Consider the following 15,726-nt stretch of genomic DNA (forward strand, 5'->3'; position numbering starts at 1 on the left):
ATGCAAGGTGAAATCGACCTGCGGCGCGACGACTTCCGCGACACGCCGCACACGCTGTACCGCACCGACGGGCTCACCGTCACCGCGTTCGCGTATCCGTCCGGCGTCGAGGCGCTGAAGCTCGAGAACCGCCGCGGCCACCTCGTCGTGCTGCCGTATCTCGGCCAGATGATCTGGGCCGCCGTGTTCGACGGCCGCGACCTGACGATGAAGCACATGTTCCGGCAGCCGAAGCGCGCGGCATCGATCATCGATACGTACGGCTGCTTCATGTTCCACAGCGGGCTGCTGCGCAACGGCTGCCCGGGGCCGGACGACACGCATGCGCTGCACGGCGAGATGCCGTGCGCGCCGATGGATCGCGCGAGCCTCGTCGTCGGCGCGGATGCGCGCGGCGCGTTCGTCGAAGTGACCGGCGAATACGAATACGTCCAGGGTTTCGGCAACCACTATCTGGCGCGCCCGTCGGTAAGGTTCGCCGAGCACGACGCGCGGATGACGATCACGATGGACGTCACGAATCTCGGCGGCGCGCCGATGGACCTGATGTACATGGCGCACCTGAACCATGCGTACGTGCCGGGCGGCCGCTTTGTGCAGTCGCTGCCGCGCGGCGGGGTGCGGCTGCGCGACAGCGTGCCCGCGCACGTGAAGCCGACCGCCGCGTGGCGCGACTATACGGCCACGCTCGCGCGCGAACCGGAACGGCTTCACACGCTCGATGCGCCCGCGCTGTACGACCCGGAGATCGTGTTCTTCATGAACGACGTGGCAACGGATGCCAACGACGTCGCGCATTTCCTGCTCGAGCATCCGGATGGCGGCGCGTTCCACACGGCATACCGCCCCGCGCAATTCCCGCATGCGACGCGCTGGATCCTGCACAACGCGGACCAACAGGTCGCCGCGTTTGCGCTCCCGTCGACCTGCGAGCCGGAAGGTTACGAAGCCGAACGCCGCAAGGGCCATGTGGCGACGCTCGCGCCGGGTGCGACGCGCCGCTTCGAAGTCGTCACCGGCTACCTGAGCGCGGCGGAAGCGCGCAATGCGTGAAGCGATGCGCGGCCGTGCGGCGTCAGGTCACGAGCGCGATCCCGTGTTCGCGGATCGCCGTTTCGTAGCGGCGGCTCAGTTGCCCGTCGGAGATCACGTAGTTGAAGTCGGTCAGTTCGGCGAAATAGGCCGCGCGCACTTCGTCGAACTTCGTGTGGTCGACCAGCAGGAAGCGGTTCTGCGCGCGCGCCATCACCTTCTTCTTCGCGTCGACCTCGTGGAAGTTGAAGCACGTGACGCCGCAGCGTTCGCTCACGCCGGCCGCGGAGATGAACGCCTTCGACACGCGCACCGTGTCGAGAATGCCCGTCTCGGCGACCGACTCGAACACCATGTTCTTGCGGTGGTACGCGCCGCCGCACAGGATCACGCTGCAATGCGGTTTCTGCTGCAGCTTCGCGAACACGTTCAGCGAATTGCAGACCGCCGTGAATTCGAGGTCGTCCGGAATGAAGTCGACGACGAACGGCGTGGTCGAGCCGCAGTCGACGAAGATCGTGTCGCCGGTCGTCACGAACTGCGCGGCCAGCTTGCCGATGCGGCGCTTCTCTTCGGTCTGCCGGTTGTTCTCGGCGCTGACCACATACTCGCCGATATCGCTGCGCTGCGCGGCGAAGTGGCGCGTCACGTAACCGCCGATCAGGCTCAAGCCGTGCGGGTTGTCCGCAAGATCGCGGCGGATCGTCATTTCGGAGACGCCGAACAACTCGGCGACTTCCCTCAGATGAATCGCGTTCTGCCCTTGCAGCACGTTCATCAGTGTCTTGATCCGTTCGCCTTTCTTCGTTTCCATGCCAGTATCCTGCGTGCCCGTCGCATCCGTCGCTTGTCGTGCCGGGCGCACAGGCCCGGCCGGAATGTCGTATTTGTAACAAACCGATGTGAAAACATCAACTTTACGTGTGCCCGTCCGGCACACGCTTCGTGGAGTCCTGAAACATGCCGCTTTCCAACGCCCAGCTCGCTCAAACCATCGATCACACGCTGCTCGCGCCCGACGCGAGCGACGCGCAGATCCGCGAACTCTGCCGCCAGGCGGCCGAGCATCGCTTTTACTCGGTCTGCGTGAATTCGGCGAACGTGCCGCTCGCCGCGCGCGAGCTGTCCGGCACCGGCGTGCTCGTCTGTGCCGTGGTCGGCTTTCCGCTCGGCGCGGGGCTGTCGGCCGCCAAGGCATTTGAAGCAACCGCCGCGATCGCGGCGGGCGCCGGCGAGATCGACATGGTGATCAACGTCGGCGCGCTGAAAAGCGGCCGCGCCGACGACGTGAAGGCCGACATCGACGCCGTGCACCGCGCGTGCGGCGCGGTACCGCTCAAGGTGATCCTCGAAACGGGGCTGCTGACCGACGACGAGAAGGTGCGCGTGTGCGAGATGTGCCGCGATCTCGGCGTCGCGTTCGTGAAGACGTCGACGGGGTTCGGCCACGGCGGCGCGACGCTCGCGGATGTCGCGCTGATGCGCCGCACGGTCGGCCCCGTGCTCGGCGTGAAGGCATCGGGCGGCGTGCGCGACCGCGCGGCCGCGCTGGCGATGCTCGAGGCCGGCGCGACGCGGCTCGGCACGAGCTCGGGGGTGGCAATCGTGACCGATCAGGGTGGCAGCGACGCCGGGTACTGACGCGTGAACACCGGCTTTCGCCCGCGCGCGCCGCAAGCGAAGGCCGGTTGCCCGAACCAGCGCCCGGACAACGCCGCACCGTCGGCGAAACCGGCGCCGCGGATCGGCCGCCTGAACGGCGCGCCCCGCCCCGGCCCGCCGTTCAGGCGGCGATATCCGTCTTGAATGCGTCCGGCGCGTGCCTGCGCAGGATCTCGAGGCATTTTTTCCGGTCGTCGAGTCGCATTTCGACGAAAGGCAGCCTGACCTTGCGTACCTTGCTTCCGCCCGACCGCGTCGCGACACGATAAAGCACGATCAGCGAGAAGGGGCCGCGCGTCACTTCGACGACATCGCGATACGGCACGGAGATCCGTTGTACCTTGAAGGTGTCGGCGAAGAACACGGCGCGCGTCATGACGAACATGTACCCGAGGCCGCCCAGCGCGCCGATGAACGGCATGATGAACGTCGTGAAGCTGAAAAACGGATCCGCGCTGGCGGCCCAGATGCAGCCGCCGCCGATCACGACCAGCGCGAACACCAGCATCGGCAGCGCAAAACGGCTGCCGCGCACGATCAACTCGGGTTCGGATTGCTGCGCCAGATCATTCATGTTTGCCTCCCGGCGTGGACGTGTGTGGGTTCTTGAATTCGTCTCGCGATGCGCGGCCCTGCGATGCCGATGCACCTGACACGTGGCACGGCGCCGGCAATTCTACTCGCGATCGATGCGGCCGCCACCGCGCCCGGTTCGGCAGCGCGACGCCACCCCGCGTCTTCCCCCCGCGCGGCAACCCCGGCACAATGCCGCTCATGCGCCACGACAACGCCTTCGTTTACCCGTCCGCCGGCCTGATCGGCCGGCTTGCCAACCGGATCGTCGCGAGCGGCCCGCTGCTGCGCGCGCGCCGCGCGCTGCTGTCGCGGCTGCCGTTCCTTCAGCTCGCGAGCGACGTCGAGAACGTCGTGTATTGCACGTGGGTCGTCGATGTCGCGGCCGTCGCGCACCTGGTGCCGCGCGGCGTCACGCTCGCGAACCGCGACGGCCGCACGCTGTTGACGACGCTCACCTATGCGCACCGGCACTTCGGCCCGCGCGTCGCAGGCCCGCTGCGTCGCATGTTTCCGTCGCCGCTGCAGAGCAACTGGCGGCTCTACGTCGATGCGCTGCCGGGCGGGACGCCGGCCGAACGCACGGTGTTGTTCGTGAAGAACGTGTTCGACCACCCGCTCTATGCGCTCGGCAGCCGCCTCTTCAGCGATGCACTGCCGTCGCATCTCGCGCGGCGCTTCACGCATGCCGTGCGCGACGGACGCTACGACACGCGGCTGGCGGGCGGCGGCGGCAGCGCGCCCGACTTCCACTGCACTGCCGAAGCATCGAACGATCGAGCGCTGCCCGACGCGTTCGCGCCGTTCTTCAAGGACTGGCGCGATGCCGTCGCCTCCCTGTCGCTGCAGCACGCGGCGGTCGCCCATGTCGCGGACTGCGACCGCCTTGCGTACGCGTCGATCGACCTGCCGATCGACGTCGACGCGGTCCGGCCGCTGAAGACGGTCGGGCCCGCGGGCGGCGGCGACTTCCTCGCGCGCATCGGCGCCACCGGCGAACCGATGTGCTTCGTCGTGCCCGACGTCGCGTTCCGCGTGCTCTCCGAGCGGCTGCTGTAGCGCGGCGCTCAGCCCGTCCGCCGCGCGGTCTCGTATGCATCCGCGTCGTCTTCTTCGCCAAGCCTCCCCGCATAATCACGCGCAAACTGCACGGCGATGCGGCCCGAGCGCGCGCCGCGTTCGAGCGCCCACTGCAGCGCGGGCTCGCGCGCCGCGCGGATCCGCGCGGCATCGAAACCTGCCGCGCCGAGACGGCTCTCGACGACGGCCAGGTATTCGTCCTGCGTGAAGCCGTAGAACGTCACCCAGATCCCGAAGCGCTCCGACAGCGAGATCCGCTCCTCGACCGCATCGCCGGGATGCAACTCGCCATTCTCCGCGCGGGACACGTTCGCGTTGTCGCTCGCCTGCTCGGGCATCAGGTGGCGGCGATTGGACGTCGCGTACACCAGCACGTTCGACAGGTCGCTCGCGACCGATCCGTCGAGCACGGTCTTCAGCCCCTTGTAGCCGGTCTCGCCCGCCTCGAACGACAGGTCGTCGCAAAACACGATGTAGCGCTCGGGCCGCGCACGCACCAGCTCGACGATCGCCGGCAGGTCGTTCAGCCCTTCCTTGCTGACCTCGATCAGCCGCAACCCGTGCGCCGCGAACGCGTGCAGGCACGCCTTCACGATCGACGACTTGCCGGTGCCGCGCGCGCCGGTCAGCAACACGTGATTGGCCGCGAACCCGCGCACGAACTGCCGCGTGTTCCGTTCGACGATCGCCGCCTGCCGGCCGACATTGCGCAGCGCGTCGAACGCGACGAGCGCGGGCGACGGGATCGGCTCGAGCGGCGCCGCCCGATGCCCGCCGCCGAAGCCGCGCCAGCGGAACGCGACGGCCGTATCGAAATCGACGGCCGCCGGCCGCCCGGTGGGCGCCATCGCTTCGAGCGCGGCCGCGATCCGTTCGAGCTGGCGCGCGAGCGACGCCACGGCAATGGGTGCGCGCCCGTCCGGCAGCGCGGCGATCAGGTCCTGCATGTCGCGCTCGCCGCTCATTGCCGGACGCCCCGCGACGCGCCCGCCTGAAACGGGAACCGCTGCGCGATCGCCACGCCGAACAGCGCGACGCCGCCGCCGACCAGGTGATAAAGCCGCAGCGATTCGCCAAGCAGCACGATTGCGCCGCCGGCCGTCATCACCGGCAGCAGGTTCATGAACATCGCGCAGCGGCTCGGGCCGAGCAGCCGCACGCCCTGCATCCACAGATACGGCAGCACCACCGACGCCAGCACGCCGGCATACAGGATCAGCGGCACACTCGCACGCGTGGGCCACGCCGCCTGCGCGGGCAGCCGCAGCAGCATCGGCACCATGAACACGAGCGCGGCGAGCGCCTGCACGTAGGTCGACTGCCACGCCGGCAGCACGCCGATGCGCCAGCGCTTGAGCAATACGCCGTAGAGCGCATACGCGGCCGACGCGGCCAGCATCAGCAGGTCGCCCGCCTGCACGCCGCGCGCGGCGATCGTCGTCGGATGCCCTTCTGCAATCAGGTAGATGACGCCCGCGAGCGACAGCACCCCGCCGCCGACCATGCCGGCACCCGGCGGATCGCCGAGCAGCAGCGAGCTGAGCGCCATCGTCATCAGCGGCACGAGCGCCGTGATGATCGCCATGTTGGTGGCGCTGGTCGTTTTCGCGGCCTCGTAGGACAGGCTCTGGAACAGCGCCATCGCGAGAAAGCCGAGCACCGCGAGCTTCGGCAGGTTCGCGACGAGCGCCGCGCGGTTGCGCCACGCGGGGCGCAGCGTGAACACGCTCATCAGCGCGACGGCGAGCAGCAGCCGGTAGAAGGTGATCGCCGACGGGTCGATCGTCGACGCCGACAGCTTCGACACGACCACGTTGCCGGCCCACAGCGCGATCGCGCAGAAAGGAAACAGAAAAGGAGACTTGTTCATCGCATTTGACGGATTAATATCCTGACAGGGGTGTGGCGTGGAGGGGAACGCCATCGTGCCCGCTCGTCCAACTGCCTGTCTCACGCCAAAATGTCACGACTTGTCGCCAATCGGACACTCGAGTCCACCCCGCCCGGTGCTCACCTGCGCTTCGAATCGACGCCGATGCCCGTATCGGCGATGGCGGCGACGTACGCGCACGGCACGTCGATCGCGCCGCACCGGCATCGCCGCGCGCAGCTGCTCTATGCGATCGAGGGCGTGATGCACGTGCAGTCCGAAGGCGCGTCGTGGGTCGTGCCGCCGACGCGCGGCGTGTGGCTCGAAGCCGGTCTCGACCACACGGTGCAGATGAGCGGCGACGTGCAGATGCGCACCGTCTTCGTCGAGCCGGGCGCGGTCGAGCACCTGTCCGCGCGAAGCTGCGTCGTGGAAGTGCATCCGCTGCTGCGCGAGCTGATCCTCGCCGCGGTCGACATCCCGCTCGACTATGCGCCGGGCTCGCGCCACGATCACCTGATGCACCTGCTGCTCGCCGAGGTGACGGTCGCGCCGCTGCTGCCGCTGTACCTGCCGTGGCCGCACGACCCGCGCCTGCGCACGATCTGCGACGCGCTCGTCGCCGCGCCCGACGACCTGCGCACGATCGCCGAATGGGCCGACCTGCTCGGGTTGTCGGTCCGCACGCTCCATCGCGCGTTCCGGCGCGAGACGGGGCTCAGCTTCCGCCGCTGGCGCGAACAGGCGCGGCTGCTGCTCGCGCTCAAGCGCCTCGCGCACGGCGAGAAGGTGCTGACCGTCGCGATGGATCACGGCTACAGCAGCCAGAGCGCGTTCTCCGCGATGTTCAAGCGGCATTTCGGTGTGTCGCCGTCGGCGTTTTATGCGTAGGGCGTGCGCGTGCGCGGCACGTGCATCGTGGACGATAGAATCGCGACCATGCATCCGACCAGCCCGCACCGTTTGTCTGCATCGACGCACGAATCCCATCCCGTGAATATGCTCACGTGGGAACACGCGCCGATCGTCGATACCTTCGCCGTTCAGGCCGGCTACGGCCATCTGCTCGTGTTGACGATGGACGGTTCGCTGCACGGCATCGATCTCGATACGGGGCGCCGCACGCCGCTGTGTTCGGTGCCGTTGCCGCCACTCCCGCCACCGACGGGTCACACCGCATTCGGTACGCCCGCCTATCGCCTGCACGCTTCGCCTGACGGCCGGTACGCGGCGATCGTGACCGACTACGGGCGGCGCGGTCTCGTCGTCGACGTCGCCACCGGCTCACCGACGATGCAGCTCGACGGCGGCGACTACTATCCGCATACCGTCCCGTTCAGCGCATGCTTCCTCCGTCATCGCGATCGCACGATCTTCGTGCACCGCACCGCCTGGAACCGGCTCGATGCGGCCAACCCGGCCACCGGCGCATCGCTGACCGCGCGCGACATCGCGCCGTATACGAACAACGACCGGCCCGTGCATTACCTCGACTACTTCCACGGCCGCCTCGTGCCGAGCCCCGACAGCAGCCGGCTGTTCGATGACGGATGGGTCTGGCATCCCGTTTCGATCCCGCGCGCATGGTCGGTCGCCGCCTGGCTCGACGCCAATCCCTTCGAAAGCGAAGACGGCGCATCGGTGGTCAGCCTGACCCGGCGCGACGACTGGGACACGCCGGCCTGCTGGATCGACAGCCGGCATATCGCGTACTGGGGGCTCGCGGACTGGGACGAGGACGAATTCGCCGAAACCGGGCAAGACGCCGGCGTGCGCATCCTGGATGTGACCGAAGCCCTTCAATCGAACGACCGGCGCATCCCGATGGCGACCGAACCCGACCGGATCGGCGGCCTGTTCAGCGATGGCGCATCGCTGTATGTCGCGACGCCCGCCGGCACGACGATCTGGCGCATCGCCTCGGGTGCGCCGCTCGGCACGCTTCCGGGCTTCGTCGCACGGCGGCACGATCCGGTACGCGGCTCGCTGATCGCATTCGACGCCGGCACGATCGCCGAATACCGGTTGCCCGGGCAGGCCTCACCCACCGCCTGACGCGCGCCGTCACCGCGCCGCAATCCCCACGATGAAAAGCACGCACGCGGCCGCCGACGCCACCATGCGCACGTGATTCCACCTCGTCCAGTCGTGCACGTAGCGCGCCCACAGCGCCGCGCCTTGTGGCGTCGACGAATCGGCCGCGGCGAGCGCATCGTTGAGCGGCACGTTGACCGCCATCGTCACCGCGAACATGCCGAATACGTACAGCATGCCGCCCGCGACCGCCGCCGTCGCGCCCGGCTGCTCGCGATCGAACAGCGCGATCACGACCAGCGCGAGTGCCATCAGCGTCGTGACGAGAAACAGCGGCATGAACGGCGAACGCACGATGTCGACGTTGATCGCGTTCATCGCGGCCACGCCGGCCTGCGGCGCGATCCGTCCGAGCGACGTCATCACGAAAGTCGAGAACGCGAAATACACGCCGGCCATCAACCCGCAGCCGATGGCCGAGCCCCACAGCAATGCGGCGGTCGCGAACGCGATCATGATCGTGCGCCCCACACGCCGGTCGCGGCCGTCGCGCGCGCATAGTCGGCGAAATCGCGTGCCGGCCGCCCGAGCGTTTCTTCGATGCCGTGCGTCACCGCGCTGTTGCGCCCGTCGAGCACCACGCTGAACAGATCGTCGAGCAGCGCGACGACCGGCTCGGGCACGCCAACCTCGCGCAGTCCGGCAACGAACGCTTCGGCCGGGATCTCGCGATAGACGATCGGCCGGCCAGCGGCACGCGCGATTTCGGCGACCGCCTCGGCAAACGTCAGCGCGCGCGGGCCCGTGACCTCGATCACGCGGTTCGCGAAGCGCGCATCGGTGAGCGCGGCCACGGCGACGTCCGCGATGTCGTCCGCATCGGCGAACGGCTCACGCACCGCGCCAGCCGGCAGCGCGACTTCACCGGCCAGCACGCCGTCGATCAGGTAGCCCTCGGAGAAGTTCTGGTTGAACCAGCTCGCGCGCACCACGCCCCACTCCACACCCGACGCCTGCAGCGCGGCCTCGGCGGCCTGCGCGCCGGGCTCGCCGCGCCCGGACAGCAGCACCACGCGCTCGACGCCGCTTTCCCGCGCGAGCCGTGCGAATGCGGTGATCGCATCCACCGCGCCTTCGACGGCCAGGTCGGGCTGGTACGTCACGTACGCGGCCGATACGCCTTCGAGCGCGGCGGGCCACGTCGCGGGCGCCGTCCAGTCGAAGCAGGCAGCCGACGTGCGCGATACGGGCCGGGTTGCGATGCCGCGCGCGCGCAGCCGTGCATCGACGCGGATGCCCGTCTTGCCCGAACCGCCGACGATGAGGGTGGGAAGTGCCGACATGACCGTCTCCTTTGATTGAAATACGAGAATATCTCGCGTTTCAAAAACACGATAGACTCTCGCATTAGCAACGTCAAGTTTTCCGGAGGCGGCATGGGCCGACAAAAATCAGGGCAGAACGACGCGCCCGAAGCAGCGGCTGACCCGGCGACTACGCCGGCGCGCGCGCGGCTGGTGCCGACGCAGCAGCGCAGCCGCGAGCGATTCGAGCGCATCCTCGCGTGCGCGTCGGAGGTGATGATCGAGAAAGGCTGCGACGCGTTCCGGATGAGCGACATCGTCGAACGCACCGGCATCTCGTTCGGTTCGCTGTACCAGTACTTTCCGGACAAGGCGGCCGTGATCGGCACGCTCGCGGAGCGCTACAACGAAGCCGGGCATGTCTGCGTGCGGCGCGACCTCGCCAAGATGAAGACGCTCGACGATCTGCACGCCACGCTCGCCCGCATCACCGACAGTTACTACCGGATGTTCGTCGACGAGCCGCTGATGCGCGACATCTGGCGGGCCACGCAGGCCGACCGCGCGCTGCAGGCGCTCGACCGGGCGGACGGGGCGTTTCTGGCGGGGTTGTTCGCGGATGCGCTGGCCGACGTGGCGCCCGGCACGACCCGCTCGCAACGCAGCGCCTTCGCCGAGTTGATGATGATCCAGATCGCGGCGGCCGTGCGCCATGCGATCACGCTGCCGCCGAAGGCGGCGCGGCAGATCCTTGCGATGTTCAAGCGGACATTGCCGAAAGATTTATCGGTGCTTGATAACCAGGATGCGCTTGCCCCCTCGAACCGGGACATTCGGATTTCACACCAGAATTAAAATATTCGTTAATACAATTACACAAATTCACTTGGGCGCAATCCGAGACTCCGGCGCCCGAATCCCCGATTTTCCATCCAGATCTCCACTCAAGGCCCGCTGCTCCCGAGAGCCCGGATCTTTCGCCTGTCGCGCGGGGCCATTCATTTCGTGACGCGATGCTCGTTTCGCCTTGGTGAACGTCCCGATGCTTTATTCAGCGCGCCGAAAACCCGATTTCACCGAAGTCAACAAATCACAAGATGGTTAACCAAAATCGGCCAATTCAATGAAATGCCGATGATTAATGGAATCGATTTCAACAAATAATTCAAATTTCCGACCCGCCCGACCATTTACTTTCCAATTTTTGTTCCGTTAAGATTGCGGCACCTTTTTAAACCAACCCGATCGGTCGATTAATTTCAGGAAACAATAAATCTGAATTAAATAATCCTATTGTTGCTTATTTATAAAATCAAATGAGACGCAATAAATCCACAAAAACCGGCAAGTCATCATGTGATTGACCGGGTTCTCCGTGCGTCGCCCGGCGACCTGTGCCTGTCGCCCCGACCACGTCTCCTTGCCATCGCGATTCAGGTTGCGCGGGACAGGCCCGACCCCATGGCCCGCCCCGCGCCGCACCGCTATCGCGGACTTCAAACTCACACTCTTGCGAGCGCTGACGATGGACGACTTTTGCCGCGCGAACCTGCCCCCTGCCGAAGATTGGCCGACGTTTGTCTTTGAGTTGCCGGGGCTGCAGTTTCCGCCGTTTCTCAATTGCGCCGCCGCGCTGCTGGATACCGCCGTCGAGGAACGGGGCTGGGGCGATCGCGTTGCGATCAGGACCGAGTCGGGCATCACATGGACATATCGCGAACTGCGCGATGCCAGCAACCGGATCGCCAACATGCTGGCCGACGATGCGGGCCTGGTAGCCGGCAACCGGGTGCTGTTGCACGGCACCAATCACCCGATGCTGGCCGCCGCGTGGTTCGGCGTGGTCAAGGCCGGCGGCGTGGCCGTCGCGACGATGCCGAAGCTGCGCGCGGGAGAACTGTCGACCATCATCGGGCGAGCCCGGGTCACGCACGTCATCTGCGAAGCCGGGCTGTCCGCCGAGCTCGACGCGGCGATGGCGCGCATGCAGTGGCGCGGCGACGTCCGGCGCTACGAGACAAACGACACGCATCCGCACGCGGGCTGGCTCGGCGGCTATTCGGCAACATTCGCGGCCGCCGGCACGCGCGCGGACGATCCTTGCCTCATCGCGTTCACGTCGGGGACGACCGGGGAACCGAAGGCCACCGTCCATTTTCATCGCGACGTGATGGCGGCCTGCCACTGCTTTCCGCAGCATGTGCTCAAGCCCGGCGCCGATGACGTCTTCTGCGGGTCGCCGCCGCTCGCGTTTACGTTCGGCCTCGGCGCGCTGCTGCTGTTTCCGATCAGTGTCGGCGCGAGCGTCGTGCTGTTGCAGAAAGCGAGCCCGGAACGGCTGCTGGCCGCTGTCGGCCGGCATCGGGTCAGCATCCTGTTTACGGCGCCGGCGGCCTATCGGGCCATGCTCGACCATCTCGACGGGCACGACGTATCGTCCCTGCGCAAATGCGTGTCGGCGGGCGAGGCGCTCCCGTCGTGGACGCGCGCCGCATGGCACACGCGCACCGGCCTGCACCTGATCGACGGAATCGGGTCGACCGAGATGCTGCATATCTTCGCGTCCACCGGCGACGCCGGCACGAAGGACGGCGCAATCGGCCAGGCGGTGCCCGGTTACCGCCTGGCCGTGGTGGACGAGCACGGCCAACGCCTGCCGCCCTACGAAATCGGCTATCTGGCCGTGCAGGGACCGACCGGGTGCCGCTACCTGAATGACGCGCGGCAACGCGACTACGTCAAGCACGGCTGGAACCTGACGGGCGACAGCGCCTACCTCGACGACGACGGCTATCTGTTCTACCAGGCACGCGCGGACGACATGATCATCAGCTCCGGCTACACGGTGTCTCCCGGCGAAGTGGAGCAGGTGCTGCTGCGCCATCCCGATATCGCCGAGTGCGGCGTCGTCGGGCAGATCGACGAATGGGGCGGCACGCTCATCTGCGCGCATGTGGTGCTGCGACCGGGCGTCGGCGGCTCGGAGGCGTTGACGACGCAACTGCAGCAGCACGTCAAGAACGTGATCGCACCGTACAAATGCCCGCATCGCGTGACCTATCACGCCGGCGGTTTGCCGCGTAACGAATCGGGCAAATTGCGCCGCGCCGTACTCCGGCAGGCGGGTCATGGCGCGACGCGCCCCCAGAATCAAACAGTCCAGAACGAACACGCCCTATGAAAATTCTCGGAGCCTCGGTGGCCATTCCGGACCCGGCGACCACCGCGCAATCCTGCGCCAACGATTACGCGATCAAGGCAGCCAGGCAGGCACTGCGGCAAGCCGGTTGCCTGCCGTCGGAACTGGACCTTATCGTCAGCCTGTCGATTTCTCCCAGCCGGATGGCGGACGCGCCGGCGATCGCCGGGCCGCGGCTGGCGCATCCGGTGCAGCGCGACCTGCGTGCGCGACATGCGGCCGTGTTCGATCTGCTCGACGCGGACTGGACGCTCGCACTCGATCTCGCGCACAGCCATTGCAAACAGCTCGGCTATCGACGCGCGCTCGTCGTTCGCGCGGAGGCGCTCGCGGACGTCGAACAGGTGGCCACGAGCGGTTTCGCCGACGGCGCGGGAGCGATCGTGCTGACGCCTGCCGGCCAGGACCGCGACCATGCCAGCTGCTACGCGGACCTCGACGCGCCGCCGTTCGCGACGCTCGACGCCCTTCCCGCCCGGCGCGTGAACGGCGCCCTGTCGCTGGCCCGCTTCGAGAGCCGGTTCGATCCCGCAACCGGCCGGTTCGACGCCGAACCGGCCAATGCGGCCACCGCGGTGCGCGCGCTGGCCGACGCCATGCAGAGCCGCATCGGCCGGCGCGCCACCCCGCTGTTTTGCGAATCGTGGCTGAGCGGATGGCCATCGATCGCCATCGGCGCGGGTCGCGATTTCCACGTCGATGTCGTCGCCGGTTCGGCGGACATCCCGAACCCGTTCCAGTTGCCCGCGTGGCTTTCGTCCCGCGTCGCACATTCGATGTCGTTGCGTGACGACGAACGTACGGTGGTCGCGATGACGCTGGATCCGTTCCGGCCGCGCATCGCCTGCAGCATGATGGAGGTCTGACAGTGCACAACGTCCGAATCGCAAGTCTCGCCTGCCGCCTGCCGGCACGCCAGGTACCCAACGACGATCCCGTGTTCGCGGGCGTCGAGCCCATTCCGTCGGAATGGTGGCAATTCTGGGGCATCGAGTCGCGCTACATGATCGATCCCGATGCCGGCGAATCCGAGCTGGCGCTGGCCGAGCGCACGGCCCGCGACGCGCTCGCCCGTGCCGGCGTGGAGGCCGCCGAACTCGATCTGGTGCTGTTCAACATGACATCGCCGTTCGTCTCGCTGCCCGACGGCCGGCGCCGCTTCGCACCACGGCTTGCGCGTGTGCTGCGCGACCGGCTCGGCGCCACGCGCGCGCTCGACGCCGACGTCGAGATGGAATGCGCGAGCTTCGTGCTGCAACTGCAGATCGCCGCCAACCTCATCAAGCAGGGACGGGTGAAGCGTGCGCTGGTGTGTTCGACGGAGCGCATGTCGGCCGTGGTCGACTACACCAGTAAATCGTCGACGAACTTCGGCGATGGCGCGGCCGCGGCCGTGCTCGTCGCCGAGCCGGCCGATCCCGGCGGCGCCGATTGGCTGGATGCCGCGTATCGCAGCGATGCAACGCACTACGACCTCGTGACGATGCAGTGGCGTCACGCCCGGGCTGCGACAGACGACGACGCGGCAGCCGGCGCCGACAACCCGTTCGGCGTGTATTTCACGCTCAAGCCCGAAGCGCAGGAGGCGATCGCCCGCTTCATGCCCGTGGCCATTCCCGATATCGTCGAGCGGCTGTTGCACCGCAGCGGTACGGACATCGCGGATGTCGATGCGATGGTGTTCCATCAGCCGTCGGCGCTGCTCGTGCGCGCATGGGCACAGCGGCTCGGGCTCAAGCCCGACCAATACGTGATTCGCGTGGCCGATTGCGCGTGCCTCGTGTCGGCCGCCGTGCCGTATGCGCTGTACGAGTCGATCCGGGAAGGCGTGATCCGGCCGGGATCGTTGGTCGTGATCGCCGGCGCCGGCGCAGGCTGGGGCTTCGGCGCGCAATTGTGGCGCTGGGGCGAAACCGTCGTGACCGATGCGGGCGATGCCGTCGCCGCCGTGACGGAGCAGGAGATGCAAACATGACCGCCAGACTCGTCATCGCCGGAATGGGCCACGCGCTGCCGGAGCGGATCGTCGGCAACGACGAAGTCGCCGGCATGATCGACACCAGCGACGCGTTCATTCGCGAACGAACCGGCGTCGTGGCGCGTCGCTATCTCGCCCCCGACCAGCATCTGGCGGATCTCGCGTGCCCGGCCGCGGAACGGGCGATGGCCGACGCCGGCGTCACGGCGCACGACGTCGATCTGCTGATCGTCAATACGCTGTCGCCGGATCATCACGATCCGTCGCAGGCGTGCTACATCCAGCCTCGGCTCGGATTGCGGGAGATTCCGTGCTTCGATATCCGCGCGCAATGCAGCGGCGGGCTCTACGGGATCGAGATCGCGCGCCATTTCCTCGCGAGCGGCCTGTATCGCAACGTGCTGCTGATCTGCGCCGAGGCCCTGTCGCGGCGAATCGACACCAGCAATGCGGGCCGCAATCTGTCGATCCTGCTGAGCGACGGCGCCGCCGCGCTGCTGCTGCAAGCGACGGACCACCCGGCGCACGGGCTGATCGACCTGACGCTCGGCGCCGACGGCACCCAGTTCGACCTGCTCAGCACCGAAGCGCCCGGCGCGCGGCGCCCGCGTTTCATCGACGCAGACGACATCGCGGCCGGCCGGCACCATTTCCGGATGAAAGGCGCGCCGATGTTCGAAGACGCCACGCGGCGCATCGTCGACGCGTGCCGGCAGATGCTCGACAAGCACCGGCTGACGCTGTCGGATATCGGCCTGGTCGTGCCGCACCAGCCGAACCTGCGCATCCTCGACGCGGTCATCGGGCAACTCGGGCTGCCCCGCGAGCGGTGCATGATTTCCGTCGAGCAGCTGGGCAACATGGCCAGTGCGGCGTTTCCGGTCGCGCTCGCCCTCGCGCGCGAGCAAGGCCGCATGCCGGTCGGGCAGCTCAACCTCTTCGTGACCTACGGCGCGGGCGCGACGTGGGCCTGTGCGCTCTATCGGAGCTGAAC

16 protein-coding genes are annotated in these 15,726 nt (G+C 67.6%); 10 read left to right on the forward strand and 6 right to left on the reverse strand.

Annotated features, from left to right (window positions below; all coding sequences use genetic code 11):
- Positions 1-1,053 (forward strand): aldose 1-epimerase family protein, encoded by a 1,053-nt coding sequence (locus ACPTTC_RS37800; RefSeq protein WP_423396364.1) that lies wholly within the window; start codon positions 1-3, stop codon positions 1,051-1,053.
- A gap of 22 nt (positions 1,054-1,075) precedes the next feature.
- Here ACPTTC_RS37800 and deoR read toward each other — a convergent pair whose 3' ends face one another.
- Entirely contained in the window at positions 1,076-1,846 is a 771-nt protein-coding gene (gene deoR / locus ACPTTC_RS37805) for a DNA-binding transcriptional repressor DeoR (protein ID WP_175951984.1), read from the reverse strand.
- Between the two features lie 146 nt (positions 1,847-1,992).
- Here deoR and deoC point away from each other — a divergent pair, with 146 nt between their 5' ends.
- On the forward strand, positions 1,993-2,673 hold the full coding sequence (gene deoC, locus ACPTTC_RS37810; RefSeq protein WP_423396365.1) for a deoxyribose-phosphate aldolase: 681 nt from the start codon (positions 1,993-1,995) through the stop codon (positions 2,671-2,673).
- Positions 2,674-2,815: 142 nt separating this feature from the next.
- On the opposite strand, the gene ACPTTC_RS37815 is transcribed toward deoC, so the two are convergent.
- Entirely contained in the window at positions 2,816-3,268 is a 453-nt protein-coding gene (locus ACPTTC_RS37815) for a hypothetical protein (protein WP_423396366.1), read from the reverse strand.
- 191 nt (positions 3,269-3,459) lie between these two features.
- Between ACPTTC_RS37815 and ACPTTC_RS37820 the strand changes: the two genes are divergently transcribed.
- Positions 3,460-4,326, forward strand: coding sequence for a DUF2071 domain-containing protein (locus ACPTTC_RS37820; protein WP_423396367.1), 867 nt, complete (start codon positions 3,460-3,462; stop codon positions 4,324-4,326).
- 8 nt (positions 4,327-4,334) lie between these two features.
- On the opposite strand, the gene ACPTTC_RS37825 is transcribed toward ACPTTC_RS37820, so the two are convergent.
- Together ACPTTC_RS37825 and ACPTTC_RS37830 are read right to left on the reverse strand one after the other, a co-directional pair.
- Positions 4,335-5,312: an ATP-binding protein gene (locus ACPTTC_RS37825; protein ID WP_423396368.1), complete on the reverse strand. Its 978-nt coding sequence runs from the start codon at positions 5,310-5,312 to the stop codon at positions 4,335-4,337.
- Positions 5,309-6,217 (reverse strand): DMT family transporter, encoded by a 909-nt coding sequence (locus tag ACPTTC_RS37830; protein WP_423396369.1) that lies wholly within the window; start codon positions 6,215-6,217, stop codon positions 5,309-5,311. The genes ACPTTC_RS37825 and ACPTTC_RS37830 overlap by 4 nt, the downstream gene beginning before the upstream one ends.
- A 90-nt stretch (positions 6,218-6,307) precedes the next feature.
- Between ACPTTC_RS37830 and ACPTTC_RS37835 the strand changes: the two genes are divergently transcribed.
- Positions 6,308-7,108 (forward strand): AraC family transcriptional regulator, encoded by an 801-nt coding sequence (locus ACPTTC_RS37835; RefSeq protein ID WP_423396370.1) that lies wholly within the window; start codon positions 6,308-6,310, stop codon positions 7,106-7,108.
- 102 nt (positions 7,109-7,210) lie between these two features.
- Positions 7,211-8,272, forward strand: a complete 1,062-nt coding sequence (locus ACPTTC_RS37840) for a hypothetical protein (RefSeq protein ID WP_423396371.1) — start codon at positions 7,211-7,213, stop codon at positions 8,270-8,272.
- Between the two features lie 9 nt (positions 8,273-8,281).
- Here ACPTTC_RS37840 and ACPTTC_RS37845 read toward each other — a convergent pair whose 3' ends face one another.
- On the reverse strand, positions 8,282-8,767 hold the full coding sequence (locus ACPTTC_RS37845; RefSeq protein WP_423396372.1) for a DUF1772 domain-containing protein: 486 nt from the start codon (positions 8,765-8,767) through the stop codon (positions 8,282-8,284).
- Positions 8,764-9,594: an NmrA family transcriptional regulator gene (locus ACPTTC_RS37850; protein WP_423396373.1), complete on the reverse strand. Its 831-nt coding sequence runs from the start codon at positions 9,592-9,594 to the stop codon at positions 8,764-8,766. Before ACPTTC_RS37850 ends, ACPTTC_RS37845 begins: the two co-directional genes overlap by 4 nt.
- 93 nt (positions 9,595-9,687) lie before the next feature.
- On the opposite strand from ACPTTC_RS37850, the gene ACPTTC_RS37855 reads away from it, so the two are divergent.
- The 5 genes from ACPTTC_RS37855 to ACPTTC_RS37875 all read left to right on the forward strand — a co-directional run bounded on the left by ACPTTC_RS37855 (position 9,688) and on the right by ACPTTC_RS37875 (position 15,724).
- The gene (locus tag ACPTTC_RS37855) at positions 9,688-10,410 is read left to right on the forward strand and encodes a TetR family transcriptional regulator (protein ID WP_423396374.1); all 723 of its coding nucleotides are present in this window, start codon (positions 9,688-9,690) and stop codon (positions 10,408-10,410) included.
- A 670-nt stretch (positions 10,411-11,080) separates the two neighbouring features.
- Entirely contained in the window at positions 11,081-12,736 is a 1,656-nt protein-coding gene (locus tag ACPTTC_RS37860; protein ID WP_423396375.1) for an AMP-binding protein, read from the forward strand.
- Entirely contained in the window at positions 12,733-13,620 is an 888-nt protein-coding gene (locus ACPTTC_RS37865; RefSeq protein ID WP_423396376.1) for a hypothetical protein, read from the forward strand. The genes ACPTTC_RS37860 and ACPTTC_RS37865 overlap by 4 nt, the downstream gene beginning before the upstream one ends.
- Positions 13,599-14,729, forward strand: coding sequence for a 3-oxoacyl-ACP synthase III family protein (locus ACPTTC_RS37870; protein ID WP_423396578.1), 1,131 nt, complete (start codon positions 13,599-13,601; stop codon positions 14,727-14,729). Before ACPTTC_RS37865 ends, ACPTTC_RS37870 begins: the two co-directional genes overlap by 22 nt.
- Positions 14,726-15,724 carry a ketoacyl-ACP synthase III gene (locus ACPTTC_RS37875; protein ID WP_423396377.1) on the forward strand — a complete coding sequence of 333 codons (999 nt, stop codon included), beginning with the start codon at positions 14,726-14,728 and terminating at the stop codon, positions 15,722-15,724. The genes ACPTTC_RS37870 and ACPTTC_RS37875 overlap by 4 nt, the downstream gene beginning before the upstream one ends.
- The last annotated feature ends 2 nt before the right edge of the window (positions 15,725-15,726 follow it).

The sequence above is a fragment of the Burkholderia mycopellens genome, from assembly GCF_964265025.1.
Classification (GTDB): Bacteria; Pseudomonadota; Gammaproteobacteria; order Burkholderiales; family Burkholderiaceae; genus Burkholderia.

Coding starts and splice junctions, on each gene's coding strand:
- ACPTTC_RS37830 (WP_423396369.1), bottom strand. CDS start 6,217: ATGAACAAGTCTCCTTTTCTGTTTCCTTTCTGCGCGATCGCGCTGTGG.
- ACPTTC_RS37825 (WP_423396368.1), bottom strand. CDS start 5,312: ATGAGCGGCGAGCGCGACATGCAGGACCTGATCGCCGCGCTGCCGGAC.
- ACPTTC_RS37800 (WP_423396364.1), top strand. CDS start 1: ATGCAAGGTGAAATCGACCTGCGGCGCGACGACTTCCGCGACACGCCG.
- ACPTTC_RS37815 (WP_423396366.1), bottom strand. CDS start 3,268: ATGAATGATCTGGCGCAGCAATCCGAACCCGAGTTGATCGTGCGCGGC.
- ACPTTC_RS37860 (WP_423396375.1), top strand. CDS start 11,081: ATGGACGACTTTTGCCGCGCGAACCTGCCCCCTGCCGAAGATTGGCCG.
- ACPTTC_RS37845 (WP_423396372.1), bottom strand. CDS start 8,767: ATGATCGCGTTCGCGACCGCCGCATTGCTGTGGGGCTCGGCCATCGGC.
- ACPTTC_RS37835 (WP_423396370.1), top strand. CDS start 6,308: ATGTCACGACTTGTCGCCAATCGGACACTCGAGTCCACCCCGCCCGGT.
- ACPTTC_RS37850 (WP_423396373.1), bottom strand. CDS start 9,594: ATGTCGGCACTTCCCACCCTCATCGTCGGCGGTTCGGGCAAGACGGGC.
- deoR (WP_175951984.1), bottom strand. CDS start 1,846: ATGGAAACGAAGAAAGGCGAACGGATCAAGACACTGATGAACGTGCTG.
- ACPTTC_RS37855 (WP_423396374.1), top strand. CDS start 9,688: ATGGGCCGACAAAAATCAGGGCAGAACGACGCGCCCGAAGCAGCGGCT.
- ACPTTC_RS37820 (WP_423396367.1), top strand. CDS start 3,460: ATGCCGCTCATGCGCCACGACAACGCCTTCGTTTACCCGTCCGCCGGC.
- ACPTTC_RS37875 (WP_423396377.1), top strand. CDS start 14,726: ATGACCGCCAGACTCGTCATCGCCGGAATGGGCCACGCGCTGCCGGAG.
- deoC (WP_423396365.1), top strand. CDS start 1,993: ATGCCGCTTTCCAACGCCCAGCTCGCTCAAACCATCGATCACACGCTG.
- ACPTTC_RS37865 (WP_423396376.1), top strand. CDS start 12,733: ATGAAAATTCTCGGAGCCTCGGTGGCCATTCCGGACCCGGCGACCACC.